Below are 20,649 nucleotides of genomic sequence, written 5' to 3'. Positions count from 1 at the left end.
AAACTCCAGCCTTATTTTATTAGATTATAGGGTATGACTTAATGATGCAATGAAGAAAGGAGCAAATTAACGTAACATCGCCCCCAATACTGTATATTCATAGAGGTTTCATTTTAAACCGGCTCAAATACCTAAACGTTTAGAGAATGAATAAAGTACAACCCATTAGATGGTTTTCGATTCAGCTCAGCCCCTCCCTTCTCGAGGATTTCATATTTCGTCTCCTGTAAAACCTCTGGAGTTTGAAAAACAGTAAAATAGTTCTGATTTATCTTTACCGCACGAATGATTTGTTGCAATTGTTCAGGCATATCTTCTGTTACGGTAACAGCAGGATGCGTTGCAAGACATAAAACTATATCTAAGTAATCCCTTTTTGCAGCCTCACGTATTGCTTCATTATCTCGTGCAGCAGGATTAACCCCAGGCAGAGATACTAATAATTGAACTACAGCTAAATCACCATTGAATGTAGCCCAGCGTAGTGCATAATTATCTCCTGCAGCGGGATCAACCCCAGGCAAAGAAACTAAAAATTGAACTACGTCTAAGTGACCATTTGCTACAGCCGACTGTAGTGCATAATTATTTAGTGCAGTGGGATCAAGATCGGGAAGGGAAACTAACAATTGAACCACATCTAAGTAACCTTTTGTTGCCGCTTTAAAAAAAAGTAATTTTAATTCATTAGCCTTTAAATTTTGCGCTTCAATCCAGTCCATTTTGTCTTGACTGTTTCTTAGTCCAGCCAACAGTTCATCAAAAGTTTTTTCTCGTTCTACTCGTTCATACATAAGGTTCATTCTTTCAGAAAATTAGAAATGAATATTTTATCGTGATAGCTTTTATATTTTATTAACATACCTACGTAAAATTACCTTTATCAATTTGCTTGTTGTGATGACTTACTATAATACAATTTTTAATACTTAAACGTTTAGAAAACGAATCATTTGGCTAAAATCAACTCTATCAGGCAGTGTTTGCTTCAGCTCAGCCAAACCCTTCTCGAGGATTTCGTATTTCATCTTAATTCGGTCAGCAGCTCATCAAAAGTTTTTTCCGTTCTACTCGTTCGCGCATTATGCTCCGTAAGCATACATTTGCTTTCTTTAAAACACTCACCAATATATAGTATGTCGCCTAGGCAAAGAGATACAATAACCACAGCTCCTAAAAACTTTTAAGGACACGGGCCAATGAGTACCCAACACGCTTCTGCATCTTATTTTTTTCCTTTTATTTTAATTACATCTATTGTACTTGGCGGTCTGGCTGGCTATTTTTTTGGACCAATAACTCCTTACCTAAAACCGTTTGGCGAGATTTTTCTCAATCTAATTTTTACAGCCATTGTTCCTTTGATTTTTTTTAGCATTACGTCTGCAATTGCACGGGTAGGTTCCATGGGTAAACTCGGTAAAATTGCTTTTTATATGACCATTGTTTTTTTATTTACCGGAATCGTGGCAGCGGTTTATTCTCTTTTTGTTGTCAGCCTCTTCCCTCCAGCCCAAGGGGTTACTTTGCCGCTTAATGCTCCAGAAAAAACCTCTGCTTTAAATGCCTTCAATCAAATTGCTGATATTTTTACGGTTCCTGAATTTAGTAAACTTCTTTCACATCAACATATTCTGGCACTTATTCTCTTTTCAATTCTGGTTGGATTGTCCACATCGCATGCCAATGAAAAAGGAAAAACTTTTATTGATTTCTTACAGGCCGGCGAAGAAGTATTTATGCGTGTTTTTTCTTTGATCATGTATTATGCCCCCATTGGTTTTTTTGCGTACTTCGCCGTTATGGTTCATGAGCTAGGTCCCCAATTAATGGCTAATTATCTGCGCGTTGGAGTTCTTTATTATACCTTTGGCATAATTTATTTTATTTTTGTCTATACGCTATTTGCCTATTTAGCTGGAAAAACTGAAGGTATCAAACGATTTTGGGGTAGCATTTTTCTTCCGGCGGTGACATCAATTGCCACCTGCAGTAGCGCCGCCAGTATTCCTGCTAACTTGATGGCCGCAAAAAAAATGCGCATCGCGCCTGAAATTTATGAGACCGTAATTCCTTTAGGTTCAATCATTCATAAAGATGGTTCAGTCATTGGCGGGATGTTCAAGATTTCTTTTTTATTTGGAATCTTCCACTTAAATTTTTCCAGTCCCAGTGTACTGCTTGCCGCTTTAGGAATTTCTATATTGGTTGGTACCGTGATGGGGGCAATTCCCAGTGGAGGAATGCTTGGTGAGTTACTCATACTCAGTGTCTACGGATTCCCCCCTGCAGTCTTAATAATAATTGCAGCAATTAGTATTATTATCGATCCCCTAGCGACTATGCTTAATGTAACATGCAACAGTGTCAGCAGTATGATGATTGCACGTCTGGTGGAGGGGAAAGAATGGTTAACCCGCGCGGAATCGGTCACTCAGGCCCAACGCGCTCATTGAGAAGGCATATTATGAATCGACCTTATAAAAAATTATGGCGTTCACGTAAAGATAGAAAAATTGCCGGCGTATGCGGTGGTTTAGGAGTTTATTTTGGTGTAGATCCTGTATGGATGCGCATCATTTTTGTTATTTTTTTCCTAGTCGGAGGTACTGCATTTATCGCATATATCCTGTTATGGCTGCTTATTCCTTTAGAGCCTGAAGGCTGGCAAGATGCATAGCTCTATAAGGAAAAACACATGATTCAAAGATTGCTCCCTTTTCTGATGATGAGCTCTTTTTTCATTACCTCAGCTGCGTATGCTGCTGAACAAAAAAATTCCACTCAATTATTCCAACACATTTTTTCTTCATGGACGCAGGCATTCAACCATAAAGATTTAGCGAATTCATGCACCTTATTTTCCCCTAATGTTCATGCGAATTATCAAGGCGCCCCTCCCAAAAACTATCAATCAATCTGCGATGGCTTTAAGAAGATTTTTCAGGAAGATCGCGACTACACCTATCGTTTTAAACTGCATCAAATCTACCGCACTCATAATTGGGCAAGTGTTAGGGTTTCTTGGTATTTACAAATTTCAGAGCATGGGAAAGTAATTTCAGAAACTGTAGATGAAGGGCTCGATGTCTTTGAGCAAGATAAAAAAGGGCATTGGAAGATTGTAAATTATTTAGCATATCCCGAAGAGAATAAGTAGGTTGATGCTAAATTGGAGCCTGGGTGAAGCAAAGCAGAACCCGTGGAAAATGTCTGATTTTTTATCTGCAACCCGGGTTACAGCTTTGCCGTCACCCAGGCTACTTTTTGACTACCAGTCAGCTTATAATTCATCCTGTGATAAAACAAAAGACAATGCATTTAAAACTGCCGCTATTCTAAGCACCGATTGCACTGCAACTTTGTTCAACTCATGTTCCAACAATTGCCTTACATGTGAATGGATGCACATACCACAACCATTAATTGCTGATACTGCCAAAGCAAATAACTCAAAGTCAGCTTTTGGTACTCCAGGATTTAACATCCCATTCATGCGTAAATTTGCAGGCATTGATGCAAGTTCCTTATTTTCTGCTAAATGAATCGCACGATAATACACATTATTCATTGCCATCAAAGCTGCTGCTGTTTTTACCGCATTATCTAATTCAGCAGAGATATAAAGTGCTCCATCGGTTTTAATCGCATCGATAATGCGTTTATTTTTCAAAGTGTAAGCTACAGCCAATGCAACCCCATAAAATTGGGTTTCTGTTAATCCTGATTGCGGTACATTACCAAATAAACTACTGATATTAAGACGAATATCCTTAGCAAAATCAGGTATCATTTGTTTCAATTGTTCTATAGACATAAGATTCTCCTTGCCAGAAGCTCCACAAGAGCTTCGGCATTTTGCTGAACTATAATGTTTCGCCACCAATAGGACGGTTACATGGGCATAATTCATCGGTTTGTAAAGCATCCAAAATACGTAATATTTCTTGAGGATTACGACCAACATTTAAAGAATTGACACTCACATGCTGAATCACATTGTTTGGGTCAATAATAAATGTTGCCCTTAGAGCACAGCCACTTTCTTCTTCTCTGATACCCAATCCATCAGTTAACCTCCCATGAACATCTGCAAAACTGTATTGGTTTAATTGATTTAAGTCTTTATGCTCTCTTCGCCAAGCCAGTTTGACAAACTCATTATCAGTACTTCCACCCAAGACCACTGCGTCCCTATCGTTAAATTCACCATTTAATTTTGCAAATTCCACGATTTCTGTTGGGCATACAAACGTAAAGTCTTTAGGATAGAAAAAAAGCACTTTCCATTTTCCTGGAAAACTTGTCTCAGTAACTACTTCAAAAGCGCTCTCACCTTTTTCCTCATGATGATTAAAACCAGGTTTTACTGTAACAACAGAAAATTCTGGAATTTTTTGACCAACAGTTAACATAAGTTTCTCCTCTATTTGTTTATTTCAATTAAATTATAGTTATGGTCTATAATTATTTAAAATGAATAAAACAGATAACTTTAATCGGAAAAATCGATGAGTAAATTGGTCAGTTTAAAGCAGCTACATTATTTGGTTACACTCTACGACTATCAACATTTTGGACGTGCCGCCACTGCATGTTTTATTAGTCAATCAACCTTAAGTGCAGCCATTACAAGCCTTGAAGAAACCCTAGACGCCCAACTACTGGAACGAGATCACAAAACATTTCTATTTACACCTTTAGGCGAAGAAATTGTCCGACGCAGTAGGTTAATTATTGAACAAAGTAACGACCTAGTCGATTACGCACGCAATCAAGGGAAAGTCATGCAAGGGAAATTTTATCTAGGGGTGATCCCGACTATTGCTCCTTTTATTTTAAGTGAATTACAAAATTTGTGTCGGAAAATTTATCCCGATCTGACTTTATTTATCCGTGAGGACACAACAGATAATGTTTTGAAGTATTTAGGTGAAGGCAAACTTGATCTTGTTATTTTGGCGTTTCCTTATCCAACCCAAGATATGCAAACACAAATATTATGCAAAGATCCTTTTAAACTAGTCCTACCTAGAATGTGGTTACATAAAGGTTTCGACAAAGAAATCGGTAGATTGCCAGAAAACAGTATTTTTCTGCTCGAAAAAGAACACTGTTTAACAGGCCATGCATTACAAGCCTGCCAATTAAAAGAAAGCAAAAAAATCAATCATTTCTTTGCCACCAGTTTGCATACCTTAATTCAAATGGTAAGCCATCAGCCAGGCATTACGTTCCTGCCCAATCTTGCAATTAACAGCGGCATTCTTACTGGTACTGATTTAGTTGCAGTTTCTTTAAAAACGGATCATGCTTATCGAGAAATTGGTGTAGCTTGGCGTAGTACCTCTCATAAAACGCAGAACTATGCCTTATTAACAGAATTGATTCAGCAGATTGTTGTTGCGAAATGTGTTGATCGTACTTGAGGGTACGTTATGACACCATAAACGCACCCACTATTTTTATTGTCATTTATCCGAATTTATCTTCTTAAATAAAACGCAATATATTATAGTGCACCCAAAAACTCATGGAGCCAATTATGCGGAACTACATCACTTCAATCCTATGCATTATTCCATTTTTAGCATCAATGAATTCATATGCAGCTGTTAAAGAAACAGTTCGTATTCCTCAGCTATCGAATGAAAAAGTAGCAGTCTGGACCACGGTAATTTATCCTAGTAAAGAACAAATTTTAAAAATGCATCGCCATGAAAATGATAGGGTTGTTGTTGCTCTTGATAGTGGTGTAATAAAAGTAGTCAATAATAAAGGAAAAGAACATTTTCTTAAATTGGAAAAAGATAAAGCATATTATCTCAATAAAGATGTTCCTGGTGAGTTACACACAGATGAGAACATGAGTAAACATCCAATCCGAGTTCTCGTTATTGAATTAAAAAAATAAACGGTTTCGCAAAAAATGCGAAACCGTCACATGCATTTTTTATGATTTTTTTACAAGATTTTTATTTTGAAAACCACAATGGTGACCATGACGACCGTGATGAACAGGCAATAGAACACCTAATTTTTGGAACGTTTGGAACTGGGTTTGCGTCCATAAAACATTGATTTTCGCGTTAACTGCATTTCTTTTTTCCACCAAGCGAGATATATCAGTCCATTTTACATTAGGAGTAGCCATCTTACCTCTTATTTGCATACTCAATGCACGCTTCTCTTTAATTAAAGGAGTCATTTTTGCGCGAAGATTTTTCTTAATCTTTGCCAATTCAGAACGTTGTTCTGGAGTTAATAACTTACCTACATGCTGGCGATGCTGCCCTGTTTGATTTATAGAAGCTACTGTAGCCGTTGCTGACGGTTGTGCCGTTGCAATAGAAGCTCCCAAAACACCCAATGCCAAACCATTAACTAATAACAAACGTTTCATCTTCATTTTATTTCTCCTATAAAGTTACATTGTTAAGTGTAATGAGGCAATGTAATAGGAATATGACAAATGAAGGGTTTATTGTAACAACACTGTTACAATGCTCAACATCAGGTCATTTATTGATATAATGTCATCAAGTACTTAAATGAACGATTTTTTGAGCTAATAATTTTCTAGCCACATTCTTATCAGGTGATTCATGAGCACAAGAAAAAGCCACGTATTGATTGTTGATGATGATCAAGAAATTACTCACTTGATTAATGATTATTTAATTAAAAACGGTTTTCGCACCACCTGGACCTTGAATGGCTTAAATATCAAACAGTTATTAAGAGAAAATAATTTTGATTTAATTATTTTAGATATCATGCTTCCAGGAATTGACGGATTAAACTTATGCCAAACAATTCGCCAAACACACAGCATGCCGATTATTATGCTTAGTGCGGCAAACAGTATTGCTGATCGAGTCGCAGGATTAGAGCTGGGCGCAGATGATTATATTTCCAAGCCGTTCAGCTCTCGTGAATTGCTTGCACGAATCAAAGCGCAATTAAGACGCACCCAAGGTGAATTAGAGCATGATCGTAAAAAGCTCACGCCCTTACAACAAATACATTTTGAAAACTGGATTCTCGATCGCAACACCCATTCTTTGATTGATAAAGAATCGGTTGCTATCCCTTTAAGTCAACGAGAGTATGAACTGTTGGTTATTTTTTTAGAGCATCCCGGACGTATTTTAAGTCGCGACCAATTAATGGATTTGTTATATGAAAAAGATTGTGATTCGCAAGACAGAACCATTGATGTCCTTATTGGACGCTTGCGTAAAAAAATAGAGTTCGATCCTCGTAATCCACGATTATTGTTAACGATTCGTGGTGGCGGTTATCAATTTAAAACCAAGGTTGACTTGGTATGAGCCAATTAACTAAAACAGCAAAAAAGACCCTGGTTGGCTTAATACTAGGTAATTTATTAATCATTTTTTCACTCATGCAGTTGGGAAAATATTATTATGAAAACATCCGTTCTCCACTTCCACCTAAAGCGGTCCGCTCATTGACCCATCTCGTGACGTTGTTGCAAAAAAATCCTCAATCCGTCTGGCCTCTGATCTTAAGAAATCAAGGGATTTCCTGGGCGGAAATAACCTTATCTCCCCAGCCTGTATACGATAAAAATGCATTGTTAACCTTAAAAGCTCCCGTACTTATTAATTTAATAAAACAAAATAAGAAATTGGAATTCTCAGTATTTATAAAAGAAAATAACTGGTTGAATATCAAAGTGATTTCTTTTTTTCCCAGACAAGCGAACTCTATAGTCAGCCTATTTCTTATTTTAATTGGCGCGCTACTTTTTATTAATTATTGGGCAGTCAGAACGTTGAATCAACCAATACATACCTTAATTCAAAGCCTTCATTACAATGAGCATCAAGAAAATTGGTTGCCCATCCCAATCACTGGGAATCAAGATCAAAAAGCCATCTTTAAAAAAATTAATGATCTGCAGGAAAAAGTGAATAAACTTCTAGCAAATCGAACCCGAGTGGTCACTGCGATTTCACACGATCTACGAACTCCGTTAACTCGTTTAAAATTACGTGCTGAATATTTAGAAGATAATCCCAATTATAATAAAATAATGGCCGACATTAACGAAATGGAACTGATGATCCGTGAAACCTTAGATTATTTCAGGGATGTAAATGTTGAAGAAAAACCTCAGCTCTTTGATTTGGTCGCATTGCTTTCATCATTGAAAGATGATGCAGTTGAACTGAATTATGACGTAAGCTTTATCAGCGAAAGCCCAAAATTGGTTTATTATGGGACGGTAAATTTACTCAAACGTGCCTTTAATAATTTAATTAATAATGCAGTTCATTATGGCTATAAGGCAGTGATCCATCTAAATTGTTTGCAAGATATGATAGAAATTACCATTACTGACCAAGGCCCAGGATTACCCGACACAGATCTTGAACAAGTGTTCTTACCGTTTTATCGAGGAGAAAATTCACGTTCTCGCAGTACTGGCGGTACAGGCCTGGGATTAACCATAGCCAGAGAAATCATTCAAATGCATCAAGGAGATATTACTTTAACTAATAATTTGCAGGGCGGCTTAAAAGCAATCATTACTTTACCTCTTAGACCGTCTTAATTTCTTTGTATTTTGTGCGCCCTAAATCACCATAAATTAACTAAACTAAATATAGGCTTAAAATAATTCCATCATTGGTTGAAAAACGAAAAGGGTAGCGCAATGCAAGCGTTTAAAAATCTTTTCAACCACATAAGGTAGGCTGACTCATGGAACAACATGCCCGTCAATATCGCCTGATTTACTATGTTAGCCTTGAGTTAATTGTCATTAGTGCCGTTATTATTTGTCTCTATTCTCTGATGAAGCTGTGGTATATGGTTGTTCTTTTTAGTGGTGGATTTAGTATTGTAATAATTAATTTGTGGATTCTTTCCCGTACAGCAAATACTTTTTTCTGCGGGCATCTGATCACGCTGATTACATTCACGATTATCATTGTTGCAAGCTGTATGATTTGGGGTATAGGAACAATCCATACGCAATGGTTTTATGTTATTCCATTACTTGCCGCTGCACTTGTTGGACGCAGTGGTTTGATTATTTATTCTGCCTTATCACTATTTATGATTCTGGGCTCTGGAAAATTATCGCTTCCTCCCTTTTATCATCTTCCCCAGTATAAACTTGAGATGATTGAGTGGGTAAATCATTTATTTGCCTATTTAATTCTAGTCACTACATTAATCAATTTGATATATGAACATGAACAATATGAACAAAAACTAACGAATAAAAATTATTTATTACAATCTGAAAAAGATAAATACCATTATTTAGCGCGTTTTGATCAGCTCACTAATTTGCCCAACAGCATGTATTTTAAGCAACATCTCAATGAAATTATTAACTCCTTAGCATCCAATTATCGCGCTACAATTTTCTTTATCGACCTCGATAATTTTAAATACGTAAATGATTGTTATGGTCATAACATAGGCGATCGCTTACTGCTAGAAGTCTCTAGACGTTTACAAATAAGTTTTCGCGAAGGAGACTTTATAGCACGTATAGGAGGTGATGAGTTTATCGCTGTAGTATTACATACCGAAGATGAAAAAATTCCTCAATTGATTGCTCAACGCATCATCCAAGAAGCCGAAGAAAAAATTCAGTTTGAGAATATTGAATTAAGCTGTCCTCTTAGCATAGGGCTTGCAACTTATCCAACAGATGCCCAAGAAGTAACTGAGTTGCTGATTAAAGCTGACCAAGCAATGTATGCGGCCAAGAAGATAAAAGGTAGTTCCTATTGCAAAGCGGACACATTAGCACTCTAAATTAACTTGCGTTTCCCATATAGATTTCATTCTGAGTAATATAATAAGCCCTATTCTTATCATGAATGAATTTTAAATACATTCATGATAAGAGCAAAACCGATTATATTGATGGACTCTTAAGAGAGTATTAAGTGAGTTTAGCTGGTAAGCTTTTAACATCAGGATTTTTTGAATAAGCCTCAAGAATTTCGTTAATTAATTGCTCTATAATACCTTCTCTCATTTCATCTTCAATTAATCCCATTTTTTCTTTCATATTATTCAACCGAGATTCTAATTCTTTAGCAATGGAACCATTAGGAAATAATGCCGCCAAAAGACGTCGTGCCTCACCTGGCCCAAGATGACGATACAAGTGGTTTCTCACTGTGGCATCCTCGGCTGTAGTACTAAATGCCCAGAGTTCAACTGGACCTAAAGTCAGAGTAAGCAACTGCACATTGACGCCACTTTTAGTAGCATATTGTGCCAGGAAAGTTCCTCCTCCTTGTCTTGGACCATGGACTCGAGTGCGTAAAGCGGTTTTTGCTGTTTCAGATAGCCCAAAAATGGCAGTCGTTTTTTCGATCGCTTGTGAAGGTCCTGCATCCATAATGTAAATTGCTGTAGCAAAATCGATCATGACTGGATCAAAGTCATCAACTGCCTGTGATAGCAAGGCAATTTGCACTTTCCATTTACGTCCTTCCCGCATATCAATAATCACTTGCTCACGTACTGCAGCAGATTTTGAAGTACGGTGAAACTCGTCATAAACAATACGTTTGTGATCTTCTCTAATCTCTTGCACTCTTTCTTTATGATATTCCTTGTATTGCTCTGGGATATTATTGAGACTCTCTTCAGTTAAATAATAGTGCCGTGCCAATACATAACGTGACAACATATACATGACTGCAGTCTGCCTGTCTGCTGCATCTCCACCACTTTTTGCTACCTCGTCAAGGTCAAGTGATACAACACGCGCGTCACCAATATCAAAACTCGTTACACGTGACAAAATAGGGTATTCACGAACAGCAGAAGAGATCATGCGTGAAAATGCATTAATTAACGATTCGCCAGTCGGTGCTGTGATTCGTTCATAGAGATCTTCAATAGATGGAGTACGGCAAATCGATGCAGCATCAGCCAATAAAGGCATCGCATAACGTTGCGCCAACATCGCTTCATGTATAAAACCTGCTGAATAAAGTGAATCAGTTACTTCCCACCAGGTTGATTTTGAATCACGAACAAAGCCAATTTCCTCCAAAATACTGTCGAGGAATTCCTCTACTCCTGGAGAATAAGGTGATGGATTATATTCATCAGCCAAACTTTTATATAATTCATCTACCACCATACCTGCAAGGTCTGGCATACCATCATAGGGTTTTTCTGCACCCAATGGCGTCGTTAACAAGGTAATAAAGTTAACCAAAAATGCGCGCTCTAATGCAGTAGGATAACGACATCCCAATTGTGTATCAAAAGGATTGATTGAGTAATCAGGGGTCATTCTTAAACGATGATAAGCAACCAAATGGCGTTTTGATGCAGGAAGAGCCTCTTTCAGCAAAGAAATTAACCCGCTACTTGAAGGTCCAATATCAATAATTGCAATCCGTGGTAAACGCAACAACCCCCCTGATAAGCATAAAGCCAAGTTAATCGCATTCGATAAAACTGATTTACCAGAACCTGGACGCGCATATACGAGATCAATCCAGGTGGTTTGTTCTGTAGAGCCTGGCTGGAAAGGCCATGGTTTACCATCTGGAGTTCTAAAAAGTAATGCACCTTTTAGCCATGGCGATGCTGGGCGAGTAATCGGTAGTATGGAAATCACTGAGCTTAGTGGCGCAACAGTAGCTACTGCCGCACTATTCAGCGTAGCCGCCAACATCCCAGAGACAAAACCACCAAATGGGTCACCACAAATTTCAGAAACGTCGGTTGATCCCCACCCCTCAATTGCTTTGACTAGTTCAGAGCTACGTTGTCGCAATAATGCCATTCTGTCCTCAGGCGCCCAAGTTGTTGCAACAACACGCAAACGGACTATAGATTCGTCCGTATTTAACTGTAAATATTTTAATAAATTTACCGAGTCACTGATTAAACGATTTTGTGCTGAACTAAAAGTTAAAATTGCTGCCAATAGTCCTTTTAGTTTAATCGTAGCAAGCCCTTCACTTTCGATTAGAAAAGAGATTCTCCAAGGAACATGTGCCGGCAATATACGAGTAAATAGCTGAATAAATGGTCTAATGTCCTTGGGAAATAAATCAATGTACGTAGATGAGTAAATCTTGTCTCCAACCCTGACTGTACGCAAATCTAATACATCCGCATCACGAGGAAATACTTGTTTCGCCAGCGAAGGCCATAATAAATCAGAAGCGTCTCCGTCAAAAGAATTAATTTCTCTAGCAGTCACTTTATCCCCAGGCAGACTGGCTCGCCAATCATCAGCCGTATAATCTGGATCTGCAGTCATGCGTATTGCATGTATTGCATCATGAACTTCCAATAATTTAGCGAAAATATGTAGTGCATCCAGATCGTTCATCACCGCACGAACATAAGCATCATGAGTATCACGTAATTCAGGGATGGCCGCATAGATAGTCTGGCTGTTTTTAAACGGAGGAGCCTTCATATCTTTGATCATCTTAAATTTGGTTTTGGTTGCTACTTTTAATTGTTCCGAGGGTAAGTTGAATGGTCGGGTAATAAGTACAAAATAGACGCGCTCTTCTGCACAATATTGAGCCATATAATTGACACGTTCTTCAAATAAGTCCGTTAAATTGAGCTCAAGCCGTTTTGCAGATGCTGTAGCAGGTTCAAAAGTGTCTTGAATCAATTTCCTTATATTTTGTTTATCATGGCTAAAATATACCTGCAAAGCATGTCCTGGGCGCCCCATTGCCCCCTGAAATGCATTAGTTAACCCTGCAACCAAATTGTCAAACTCTTCAGCCCCTACAAGTGCAGAAACCCCTTCAATTTTCAAAATTGATAATAAAGAACCATCGTGATTAACCAACACAGTTGGACTATCTGCTGTTTCTAATTCAATATAAGATTCTGTTGTTTGCTTGAGCGAAGTACTTAGCCAGGCAAAGAAGGTATCTATTCCTTCAAAAAAAGATTCTGACCAATGCGCCATTCCATTACCTCTCTTTTAACTTGAAATTTCTTCTAGTGCACTCGCAGCCCATTTTTCAATTTGTTTACGGAATTTAGCTCTTGAAGGCAATAGAAGTATATTTTTAAATAATTGAGATCGTCTCTCTTCGTCATTCACTCCTGCATCGATCATTAACTGACCAAATATGGCAGGATCACTGGTTCCCTCACCAAATTTCTCCTCCACAAGTTGTGAACGAAATTTGAATGCTCGATAAATATTCTGTGCACTCGATTTATAGCCGGTATCATTAGTAATCGCACAAAATAACACATGACAGATACTATTTAACTCGGGCTGGGTTAGTTCGGGAAGATAAATTAATGTACCTCCACCATAACCACCAACACCAACGGATTCAACAAAAAAACACTGTGCGCAGAAACAACAAGAAGTCACCAAATTATCTAACTTGTTGTTCGCATAATTATTATCAAGATTAACTACTTCTTGAAATAAGCGTGCTTGAAATCCACAAAACCTACATGTATATCTGTCTCTATGAAATACTTTTTGCTCAAACGCCTTAAATCGTTCGTCAACCTTTCTTGCAGAATATAAACGCCATGAACCAGGCGTAGCCATTAATTTTAATTTATTTTGTTCTTGATTAACTGCCATATCCTCGGCTCACATTGAATACAATAAACTTTGGCAATTATTCGTTTTAATACCTATTAAAAGATCCTCTTCCCCTTAACGGGGAGAGGATCAAAATGAATCTTACCATTATTATAAAAGCAACTATTATGCGATTAGCCGCTTCTTAATAAACTGTACCTGTAGGTCCAGCAGTTGTACCACCACTACCCCCGAACATTGTTGCTCCAGTAACTCCTAAAATTGTAGGTAGGAACAATAAAGCCGCAGCGATAAAAACTAATGCAATTGGTGTACCTATTGGAATTTGTGTCGGGTTATCTTTGTGCTGTTTAAACTTCATAATAGCACCAATTGAAAATCCCAATCCAGCCAGATAAGAACCTGCGGTGATCAGTTTTGTCAAGTTTGTAAATGACGAAGTAATGTTTGATGCCATCGACCCTATGGACTGGCCTGCTGCCGCATCTTGGCTAAACAAAACCAATAAGCTTAGGCAAATGAAACTGCCTATCCAATATTTGTAATCAGATTTACTAATGAGTTTGCTTTTCACCTTTTTTCTCCTCAAATTTAAATTTTAAAACAAATCAGTACATTCCACTCTGCTGCTACCCCCCATATAAAGTATTATTAATCATCTCAAGTGTTCCGATGATGTTAATTGCTAATATTCCTCCGAACACATGCATTAAACCTTTACCAGTCCCACCTGGGGGTTGTCCTTGCGAAGCAGAACGCGCAATCAATACCCATCCTCTTACAAAGGCGACTAAGCCAATTACCTGAATAATAATTGTTAAAGGTCTTCCAACGACGCTTCCAGTTCCGAATAAAGTATCCAGCGTAGGATTATTACTACTTACCGGCGCATAGGAAAGGACATTTTGATAACCAAATGTGGTTACCATTAATGCCGAAAAAGCCGTTGGAAAATAAATAAATATCGCACCAACTAACAAATACATAACTGGTTCTTTGATGCTTGTATTATTCGACATCATCGTCCGCGCCTCGCCATATACTTTTAAACTATAGATCGCTTTAAACAAAAAGGCACATCCAATCAAATATGCACCTCCTGTAATCAAACGCTCTACAGGAATCAACGAATTTGCGATATTAGTTAGTATATTTACTTGACCCGATATCCAGCAAGCTACCGATCCGCCTGTACATGTATCAGCCATAAAAACCTCAACTATCTTCTTGACTAAACCTAATTACTCGCCCGGAACTCGTTAAAACTCGCCCTTGCATAGAGTCGATTAATCTAACTGTCCCATATCCTGCGATTTTTGTCCCTTCTCTTACTGTAAGTGTAGAACCATTTGTGCCAATTAGCCAAGCCCGACCAGGAATTACTGCATTTATATAGTAAATTATTTGTGGAACTACGTTACGAACACGAACAACGCGTTTAACTGGTTTGGGTTTTGTACGCTCCATTAACACATTGATGATTTCAGATTGTTTGGTGACTTGATTATTCAAAACACTAATCATTTGGTTCAGTTTGGTAATCTGTGCATTTAATGCATTGACATTATTATTGACATTACCTACTTGCTGGCTCATTGAGCTCACTTCAGATTGAACCGTTTGCTGGCTTGCTTCAATAGATGCAACCTTTTGTTGTAGCGCTGTATTGTTCTCTTGCGCAGCCGGCGCTTGTGGTTGGACCGTGGGCTGTGGCTGAATAGGTTCTTGAGGAATTTGTGTTGGCGTTGTTTGTAGCTGAGGTTGTGGTTGCAGCTGAGGAGGAGGGGGAGTAACTTCCGCCATAGGAGCGGGATTTACATTCTCTTTAGTCGGAGTGGAAGTAGATTTAGAGAACATCCCGCCGATAAATTTATACATCAGCATAATAAAAACAATGACTCCCACTACAACTAGAGCATTGCGTGTAATATTCTTTTTTGGCCCCTGTCCATCAGGTGCTGCAGGAGTAGAACTTTTTGTATCAAACTCTGAAGTCTCCAGAGATTCATTCTCAAGAGAATCTAACTCAGCGAACTTATACTCATCGTTTTGATCATTATCTGCCATTTTTACCTGCCATCAAATTAAAAAGATTTCACATCCTGAGTAAATAAAACACCTACGGGAGTTCCTGCATAAACTTCAACAGTTGTAGGTGTATTAAATAATACTTGTGCTTGTTGTCCCCAAGTCTTACCAACCGTTGCCAAGCCAATTACAGCATTTGCCAGCGTAGAGCGGCCAACACCATTAGAAACAGTTACGTTATTGCCGCCACCTGTTCCACCGACGGTAACCGTTGTATTGGCTGACTGGAATGCATTACCAAAACCTTCTAAAAATGAGGAAGCAAATAATGAACCGTATCTCAGCAAATAATGATTATTTGTTTTGCTGGAAAGAGCAGTTCTTGCAGTATTTGGATCAATTGCATATGCAGAAATTGGAGTTGTTTTTGGTGCCCCAGGAATTGACATCGTATTAAATGTAATAACCATTTTGTTAGCATTCGAAGGTAGATTAAAGCTGCCAATTAATTTGGTTCCTTTGAGTCTTCCTGAAACAATAGTTGCAAGAATAGGTCCTGGTTCGTCGCTATTAACGGCAGTATCAATTACAGCGAAAAGCACATCACCTGTTTTAATCATATTAACGTCAGTAGTTGATGTGGTTGTGGTTTGAGTAACTGTTGCTCCACCAGGACCAGCTCCAGCCGCTGCTGTTGCAGCAGACGCTGCTCCACCACCCTCTTCTTCCTTACCTGCAGTAAAGTTCTGTGATGGTACACTGTTCCATTCACTTATTAATTGGTTTGCAGCCGATAACATATCTGAACTTTTTTGTTGAATTTTTTGTTGATATTTTTGTTCCGCTTGCTGCTCATTTTGTCTATTGATAATGGCTTGCAACTGTTCGTTACTAGCAGCGGATCCTGGCAGTACTGGAGTTCCTGCCGCCCCCTGCCCCATAGTGGGGACTCCACCAATGTTAAATGTGCCCTGTTGCACATTCGGAGCGCCCAAGCCCGCTACTTGCGATCCCGCGCCTGTGGGAGCAACTGCCAAATTTTGAAGTTCGGTAGGACTGTATCCAGCGTTTCTTAAATCAGCAGCGCTATATCCGGCATCAGCCAAATCTTTAGCACTAAAACCTGCTGCCTTCATTTCGGCTGCTGTAAAGCCAGCATCTTTTAAATCCTTAGCGCTAAAACCCGCATCTTTTAAGTCTTTGGCACTAAATCCAGCATCCTTTAAGTCTTTGGCACTAAAGCCTGCATCCTTTAAATCCTTAGCGCTAAAGCCTGCATCTTTTAAATCCTTAGCGCTAAAGCCTGCATCTTTTAAATCCTTAGCGCTGAATCCTGCTGCCTTTAAATCCTTAGCGCTAAATCCTGCATCTTTTAAGTCTTTGGCGCTAAAACCTGCATCCTTTAAGTCTTTGGCACTAAAACCTGCATCCTTTAAGTCTTTGGCACTAAAACCTGCATCTTTTAATTCTTTAGCTGTGAATCCAGCATCTTTTAAGTCCTTAGCACTAAAACCCGCAGCTTTTAGTTCAGCGGCTGTAAATCCTGCATCTTTAAGCTCTTTAGCTGTATAACCAGCATCTTTTAGTGCTTTTGCTGAACATCCAAGCGTTTTCTTGATTGTCAAAGCACTAACACCCGCGGCTCTTGCTTTCTTCAATGACTCAACACTGCAATCGGCTACACGACCATTTGCAATGATATCTGCTGGATTCAATCCTGCATTTTGTAAGTCCTTAGGAGTAAACCCAGCAGCAAGAAGTTGCGCTGGAGTAAACCCGGCATCAAGCAATGATTTTGCATCGTAACCCGCATTCTTTAATGCTTCAGCACTACATCCATTTAATTCTTTAATCCGCTTGGCAGAAACACCGGCTGCAAAAAGCTTTTTCAAATTATCTGGGTTACAACCCGCAGCTCTGATTTGTGCATCAGTTAGAGGAGTAGCCGCACTAATTTGTGCTGGAGTGAAGCCTGCATTAGCTAATTCCGCATCGGTAAAGCCCGCTGCTTTTAATGCTTGAGCACTGCATCCAGCATATTGTTTAATTAAAGTCGCGCTAACTCCAGCAGCTCTTTCTCTTTTTAATGCATCAACATCACAACCTGCTTTTTTTACATCATCAGCAGTAATACCTGGCGGAAGCTCAGCCTCTGCTGCCTTTATCTCTGCTGCGGAGTATCCTGCTTTAGCAAGGTCGTCTGGAGTAAATCCTGCATTTAATAGATCTCGAGCAGTAAATCCTGCCGCTTTTAATTCCTCTGGGGTAAAACCAGCTCGTTTTAAATCCGCTGCGCTAAAGCCCGCATCGCGCAACTCTTTAGCAGTAAACCCTGCTGCTTTTAATTGCTCTGCACTACATCCACTTATCCTACGAATTGCTGAAGCTGTAACACCTGCTTTACGTAGTTTGGTCAATCCTTCAACACTACATCCTGCTTTTAATACATCCGCAGCGCTTATTCCTGCTGGCAAACCACTGGCTTTAGCTATTTCCTCTGGAGAATACCCGGCCCCTTTCAATTCATCATCAGAAAAACCTGCATCTTTCATCTCTTGAGCAGTAAAACCTGCATTACGTAATTCGCACGCATTAAAGCCGCAATCTCTTAATCTTGAGGCAGTATAGCCTGCATCTTTAAGTTGTCTGGCATTATATCCCGCAGCTTTTAATTCTTTACAGGGACAAACTGGATTCAGATCCTGTAAAGAAAAACCATTGTCCTTTAACTGAGCACAGCTACATGCTTGTTTTAGATCAGTTAATTGCGCACCTTGGCTAACAACCTGTTGTACCACTGTCTTTGAACAACCACCGTTTTGTAATGCTTGCAACCATAGACTTTTTTGAGCGCCTTCTTCATTTTCACGCGCTAAAGTAGCAAATCCTACGCCACTTTGCCCACCTTGAGAACCAATAACACCAACCCCCTCTCCTAAAGATTGAGTTCGAATAATCGTTGGAATTGCACTGCCACCACTTTGCTCTGCTTTTTGTGCCTGGTTGACATTTTGTTCTTCCTGTAATTTGGCATATTGGGCAGTTGGGTTGAGGACCCCAGGAATGGACTGGATGCCTCCAGGAGCATGTCCAAGAGTCGCCTGTGCTGAAGGGCCTGTACCTATCGATTTTAATTTTATATACCCGACTACCACAGCAATCACTAATAATACTGCTGTAAAAATAATAATAACTCGGGTACGAGTGTTTGAAAAAAGTGATTTAATATTTTCTTTTCTGCCAGCCATTTATAACCCTTCTACCTTGAGCTGCATGACCTTCCCATGCCAGGAAACGAGTAACACCGGAGATTTGTGCATTTCATATGCATGAGTCCCATCTGCGCTGGTCATACTTGCCAACCAGCCCGGTGACAATATAGTAAGATTTGTTCTAACATACATTCTGTCATTGGCTAACCAAGCACGCGCATCTCCTCCTGTAATAGTTAAGCGTTTACTTCCAGGAGGAGGTACACCATCTAAAACATGAAGAAGTAATTCACTAGCTGAGGGGGGAATCCCTGTTTCTAATGGCATACTTTTAGCATTTGGTCCAAAACCTTGAACACGTAAATCAACTCGATAATCAACTGCTTTTTGTCCTGGTATTAAAGTAAGCATTACTGGCGTATTTAAACCTCTCAAACGCACAGCCAAATTACCATAATTGTACAACTTCATTGCTTGAATCATTATGGTATTGCTTGTTTTATCCCATTGAATATTGAATGAGTTAGGATCTCCCAAATCATAAGCGGCAATTGGCCATGGCGCTCCCGAGGAATCAAGAAAAACCAATGAAGAAACAAACCCTTGAGCCAAACGTATGACCGGTGGGGTTGAGCCCGGAGACAAATTTACAAATTGAGAAGTTGCTGTAGGTTTTGGTGGGGTTCCTGCGGGCGAAGCCTTAGCATACTCCATGGTGTCATGTAATTGCCTTAATTGGCCAATTTGTCCTGGGTTCATTGGATAGATACTTTTTGTCATATCTTTAAATGCTTTATTATCAATGATTTGCTCATCATTTTGCGTTACTATCTGCGGCGCATTAGGATTGGGCGCAGCAGGATTCTCAGGTCTTGGAGGAGGACCTTTATAAATATTCCCAGCAAGCGGAATAGGAATATTGGGGCCTTGATCCGCTGGCGGATTTTGCGCAGGAGTTGGATTTTGCCCTGCTTGAGCTCCTGCCGGTGCCGGTTGATTTTGTCCTAGTGCCTGATTTTGTCCTCCTGGCTGATTTTGTGATAACCGTTGTTGCAATAAACGCAACTGTTGTAAGGCCTGCTGAGCGCTATCTGTTGATTGATCCTGCGCATAGACAGGAGCCGGAACCCAATAGACTATTCCATGCAACAAACAAAACTTTAAAAACCAACTCAGCTTTTTCATTAAGACACTCCACCTGTGGCAGGTCCTACAACAAATTGCGATATACCTATCCCTCTCGGCGAATTTAAAGTAGATACACGAGTAATTAACATAGTAACCACATTATTTTGTTGAGTAAACTCACTCGCACTCTGGTAGGTTACCAATATAGGCATTTGTACTCGCCATGAAAAGTTTCCATTTAAAACACCTTTTTGCAAAATAATAGGTGCTCGTGTTGCCACTGCAGAAACAATCAGTTTTTTGGCTTTGACTGCATCCAAGTTATTTGATTGTTGTAAAGCACTTAGGAACTGGTCCCAACCTTCGGCGGTAAAAAATCCAGATGAAGCCTGTAATTCGTCTCTATAGTTAACAAAATTGTAAGTAAATGCAGCAATCGCAGCCTGATTCGCCCATTGCAATACAGCCGAATCCGACTGGTTTGGTTCACTCAAAGGGAACAGTGGTGTAATACGGCCATTAATACTGGTAGCAAAATATTTAGGAGCTGGGGGGTGAGTGATCATGTACACTAATAGTGCAGCTAAAACAATATTGACAACAAGAGCAATTAACAACGCAAGCATTACCTTACGTTGGCTGTCCTTATAAAATTTGTTTCTTAGTGCGACAACTGTCAAGGAATCTTCAGCCATAATGTCCTCTATTTAATGC

20 protein-coding genes are annotated in these 20,649 nt (G+C 39.2%); 8 read left to right on the top strand and 12 right to left on the bottom strand.

Features of this window, described 5'->3' with window-relative positions; genetic code table 11:
- Positions 1-131 precede the first annotated feature (131 nt).
- On the bottom strand, positions 132-794 hold the full coding sequence (locus Lste_RS04875; protein ID WP_058509953.1) for an ankyrin repeat domain-containing protein: 663 nt from the start codon (positions 792-794) through the stop codon (positions 132-134).
- A gap of 405 nt (positions 795-1,199) precedes the next feature.
- Between Lste_RS04875 and Lste_RS04870 the strand changes: the two genes are divergently transcribed.
- From Lste_RS04870 to Lste_RS04860, 3 genes are read left to right on the top strand one after another with little or no spacing between them, the layout of a single operon-like run.
- Positions 1,200-2,456 carry a dicarboxylate/amino acid:cation symporter gene (locus tag Lste_RS04870; RefSeq protein WP_058509952.1) on the top strand — a complete coding sequence of 419 codons (1,257 nt, stop codon included), beginning with the start codon at positions 1,200-1,202 and terminating at the stop codon, positions 2,454-2,456.
- An 11-nt stretch (positions 2,457-2,467) separates the two neighbouring features.
- The gene (locus Lste_RS04865) at positions 2,468-2,680 is read left to right on the top strand and encodes a PspC domain-containing protein (RefSeq protein ID WP_058509951.1); all 213 of its coding nucleotides are present in this window, start codon (positions 2,468-2,470) and stop codon (positions 2,678-2,680) included.
- An 18-nt stretch (positions 2,681-2,698) separates the two neighbouring features.
- Positions 2,699-3,160, top strand: coding sequence for a YybH family protein (locus tag Lste_RS04860; protein WP_157070704.1), 462 nt, complete (start codon positions 2,699-2,701; stop codon positions 3,158-3,160).
- A 123-nt stretch (positions 3,161-3,283) separates the two neighbouring features.
- Here the strand turns inward: Lste_RS04860 and Lste_RS04855 are convergent, their stop codons facing one another.
- Positions 3,284-3,817, bottom strand: coding sequence for a carboxymuconolactone decarboxylase family protein (locus tag Lste_RS04855; protein WP_058509950.1), 534 nt, complete (start codon positions 3,815-3,817; stop codon positions 3,284-3,286).
- 49 nt (positions 3,818-3,866) lie between these two features.
- Complete coding sequence (locus tag Lste_RS04850) at positions 3,867-4,415, bottom strand: peroxiredoxin (protein ID WP_058509949.1); 549 nt, start codon at positions 4,413-4,415, stop codon at positions 3,867-3,869.
- Between the two features lie 96 nt (positions 4,416-4,511).
- On the opposite strand from Lste_RS04850, the gene Lste_RS04845 reads away from it, so the two are divergent.
- A complete protein-coding gene (locus Lste_RS04845; protein WP_058509948.1) occupies positions 4,512-5,429 on the top strand; it encodes a hydrogen peroxide-inducible genes activator in 918 nt (305 codons plus the stop codon).
- Positions 5,430-5,545: 116 nt separating this feature from the next.
- Complete coding sequence (locus Lste_RS04840) at positions 5,546-5,914, top strand: cupin domain-containing protein (RefSeq protein WP_058509947.1); 369 nt, start codon at positions 5,546-5,548, stop codon at positions 5,912-5,914.
- Positions 5,915-5,953: 39 nt separating this feature from the next.
- Here Lste_RS04840 and Lste_RS04835 read toward each other — a convergent pair whose 3' ends face one another.
- Entirely contained in the window at positions 5,954-6,409 is a 456-nt protein-coding gene (locus tag Lste_RS04835; protein ID WP_058509946.1) for a hypothetical protein, read from the bottom strand.
- Between the two features lie 196 nt (positions 6,410-6,605).
- Here Lste_RS04835 and Lste_RS04830 point away from each other — a divergent pair, with 196 nt between their 5' ends.
- The 3 genes from Lste_RS04830 to Lste_RS04820 all read left to right on the top strand — a co-directional run bounded on the left by Lste_RS04830 (position 6,606) and on the right by Lste_RS04820 (position 9,804).
- Positions 6,606-7,334: a response regulator transcription factor gene (locus Lste_RS04830; RefSeq protein ID WP_058509945.1), complete on the top strand. Its 729-nt coding sequence runs from the start codon at positions 6,606-6,608 to the stop codon at positions 7,332-7,334.
- Entirely contained in the window at positions 7,331-8,584 is a 1,254-nt protein-coding gene (locus tag Lste_RS04825; protein ID WP_058509944.1) for a sensor histidine kinase, read from the top strand. The genes Lste_RS04830 and Lste_RS04825 overlap by 4 nt, the downstream gene beginning before the upstream one ends.
- 149 nt (positions 8,585-8,733) lie before the next feature.
- Complete coding sequence (locus Lste_RS04820) at positions 8,734-9,804, top strand: GGDEF domain-containing protein (protein WP_237760428.1); 1,071 nt, start codon at positions 8,734-8,736, stop codon at positions 9,802-9,804.
- A gap of 130 nt (positions 9,805-9,934) precedes the next feature.
- On the opposite strand, the gene Lste_RS04815 is transcribed toward Lste_RS04820, so the two are convergent.
- The 8 genes from Lste_RS04815 to Lste_RS04780 all read right to left on the bottom strand — a co-directional run bounded on the left by Lste_RS04815 (position 9,935) and on the right by Lste_RS04780 (position 20,630).
- Positions 9,935-12,964 carry a type IV secretion protein IcmB gene (locus Lste_RS04815; RefSeq protein WP_058509943.1) on the bottom strand — a complete coding sequence of 1,010 codons (3,030 nt, stop codon included), beginning with the start codon at positions 12,962-12,964 and terminating at the stop codon, positions 9,935-9,937.
- A 15-nt stretch (positions 12,965-12,979) separates the two neighbouring features.
- Complete coding sequence (gene icmJ, locus Lste_RS04810; protein ID WP_058509942.1) at positions 12,980-13,606, bottom strand: type IVB secretion system protein IcmJDotN; 627 nt, start codon at positions 13,604-13,606, stop codon at positions 12,980-12,982.
- A 145-nt stretch (positions 13,607-13,751) separates the two neighbouring features.
- Positions 13,752-14,141, bottom strand: coding sequence for a hypothetical protein (locus Lste_RS04805; protein ID WP_058509941.1), 390 nt, complete (start codon positions 14,139-14,141; stop codon positions 13,752-13,754).
- A gap of 55 nt (positions 14,142-14,196) precedes the next feature.
- Positions 14,197-14,775 carry a hypothetical protein gene (locus tag Lste_RS04800; protein WP_058509940.1) on the bottom strand — a complete coding sequence of 193 codons (579 nt, stop codon included), beginning with the start codon at positions 14,773-14,775 and terminating at the stop codon, positions 14,197-14,199.
- 7 nt (positions 14,776-14,782) lie between these two features.
- Entirely contained in the window at positions 14,783-15,634 is an 852-nt protein-coding gene (gene icmG / locus Lste_RS04795; RefSeq protein ID WP_058509939.1) for a type IVB secretion system protein IcmG/DotF, read from the bottom strand.
- Between the two features lie 17 nt (positions 15,635-15,651).
- Positions 15,652-18,843, bottom strand: coding sequence for a type IVB secretion system protein DotG/IcmE (gene dotG / locus Lste_RS04790; RefSeq protein ID WP_058509938.1), 3,192 nt, complete (start codon positions 18,841-18,843; stop codon positions 15,652-15,654).
- Positions 18,844-19,992: a DotH/IcmK family type IV secretion protein gene (locus Lste_RS04785; protein WP_058509937.1), complete on the bottom strand. Its 1,149-nt coding sequence runs from the start codon at positions 19,990-19,992 to the stop codon at positions 18,844-18,846.
- Positions 19,992-20,630: a type IVB secretion system apparatus protein IcmL/DotI gene (locus Lste_RS04780; RefSeq protein ID WP_058509936.1), complete on the bottom strand. Its 639-nt coding sequence runs from the start codon at positions 20,628-20,630 to the stop codon at positions 19,992-19,994. Before Lste_RS04780 ends, Lste_RS04785 begins: the two co-directional genes overlap by 1 nt.
- Between the last annotated feature and the right edge of the window lie 19 nt (positions 20,631-20,649).

This window comes from Legionella steelei, from assembly GCF_001468005.1.
Lineage (GTDB): Bacteria > Pseudomonadota > Gammaproteobacteria > Legionellales > Legionellaceae > Legionella > Legionella steelei.
This window is presented reverse-complemented; position numbering and strand designations above follow the sequence as displayed.

Bases quoted from the DNA above. Each gene is read 5' to 3' on its own strand.
- Lste_RS04875 (WP_058509953.1), bottom strand. From the start codon at position 794: ATGTATGAACGAGTAGAACGAGAAAAAACTTTTGATGAACTGTTGGCT.
- Lste_RS04870 (WP_058509952.1), top strand. From the start codon at position 1,200: ATGAGTACCCAACACGCTTCTGCATCTTATTTTTTTCCTTTTATTTTA.
- Lste_RS04865 (WP_058509951.1), top strand. From the start codon at position 2,468: ATGAATCGACCTTATAAAAAATTATGGCGTTCACGTAAAGATAGAAAA.
- Lste_RS04860 (WP_157070704.1), top strand. From the start codon at position 2,699: ATGATTCAAAGATTGCTCCCTTTTCTGATGATGAGCTCTTTTTTCATT.
- Lste_RS04855 (WP_058509950.1), bottom strand. From the start codon at position 3,817: ATGTCTATAGAACAATTGAAACAAATGATACCTGATTTTGCTAAGGAT.
- Lste_RS04850 (WP_058509949.1), bottom strand. From the start codon at position 4,415: ATGTTAACTGTTGGTCAAAAAATTCCAGAATTTTCTGTTGTTACAGTA.
- Lste_RS04845 (WP_058509948.1), top strand. From the start codon at position 4,512: ATGAGTAAATTGGTCAGTTTAAAGCAGCTACATTATTTGGTTACACTC.
- Lste_RS04840 (WP_058509947.1), top strand. From the start codon at position 5,546: ATGCGGAACTACATCACTTCAATCCTATGCATTATTCCATTTTTAGCA.
- Lste_RS04835 (WP_058509946.1), bottom strand. From the start codon at position 6,409: ATGAAGATGAAACGTTTGTTATTAGTTAATGGTTTGGCATTGGGTGTT.
- Lste_RS04830 (WP_058509945.1), top strand. From the start codon at position 6,606: ATGAGCACAAGAAAAAGCCACGTATTGATTGTTGATGATGATCAAGAA.
- Lste_RS04825 (WP_058509944.1), top strand. From the start codon at position 7,331: ATGAGCCAATTAACTAAAACAGCAAAAAAGACCCTGGTTGGCTTAATA.
- Lste_RS04820 (WP_237760428.1), top strand. From the start codon at position 8,734: ATGGAACAACATGCCCGTCAATATCGCCTGATTTACTATGTTAGCCTT.
- Lste_RS04815 (WP_058509943.1), bottom strand. From the start codon at position 12,964: ATGGCGCATTGGTCAGAATCTTTTTTTGAAGGAATAGATACCTTCTTT.
- icmJ (WP_058509942.1), bottom strand. From the start codon at position 13,606: ATGGCAGTTAATCAAGAACAAAATAAATTAAAATTAATGGCTACGCCT.
- Lste_RS04800 (WP_058509940.1), bottom strand. From the start codon at position 14,775: ATGGCTGATACATGTACAGGCGGATCGGTAGCTTGCTGGATATCGGGT.
- icmG (WP_058509939.1), bottom strand. From the start codon at position 15,634: ATGGCAGATAATGATCAAAACGATGAGTATAAGTTCGCTGAGTTAGAT.
- dotG (WP_058509938.1), bottom strand. From the start codon at position 18,843: ATGGCTGGCAGAAAAGAAAATATTAAATCACTTTTTTCAAACACTCGT.
- Lste_RS04785 (WP_058509937.1), bottom strand. From the start codon at position 19,992: ATGAAAAAGCTGAGTTGGTTTTTAAAGTTTTGTTTGTTGCATGGAATA.
- Lste_RS04780 (WP_058509936.1), bottom strand. From the start codon at position 20,630: ATGGCTGAAGATTCCTTGACAGTTGTCGCACTAAGAAACAAATTTTAT.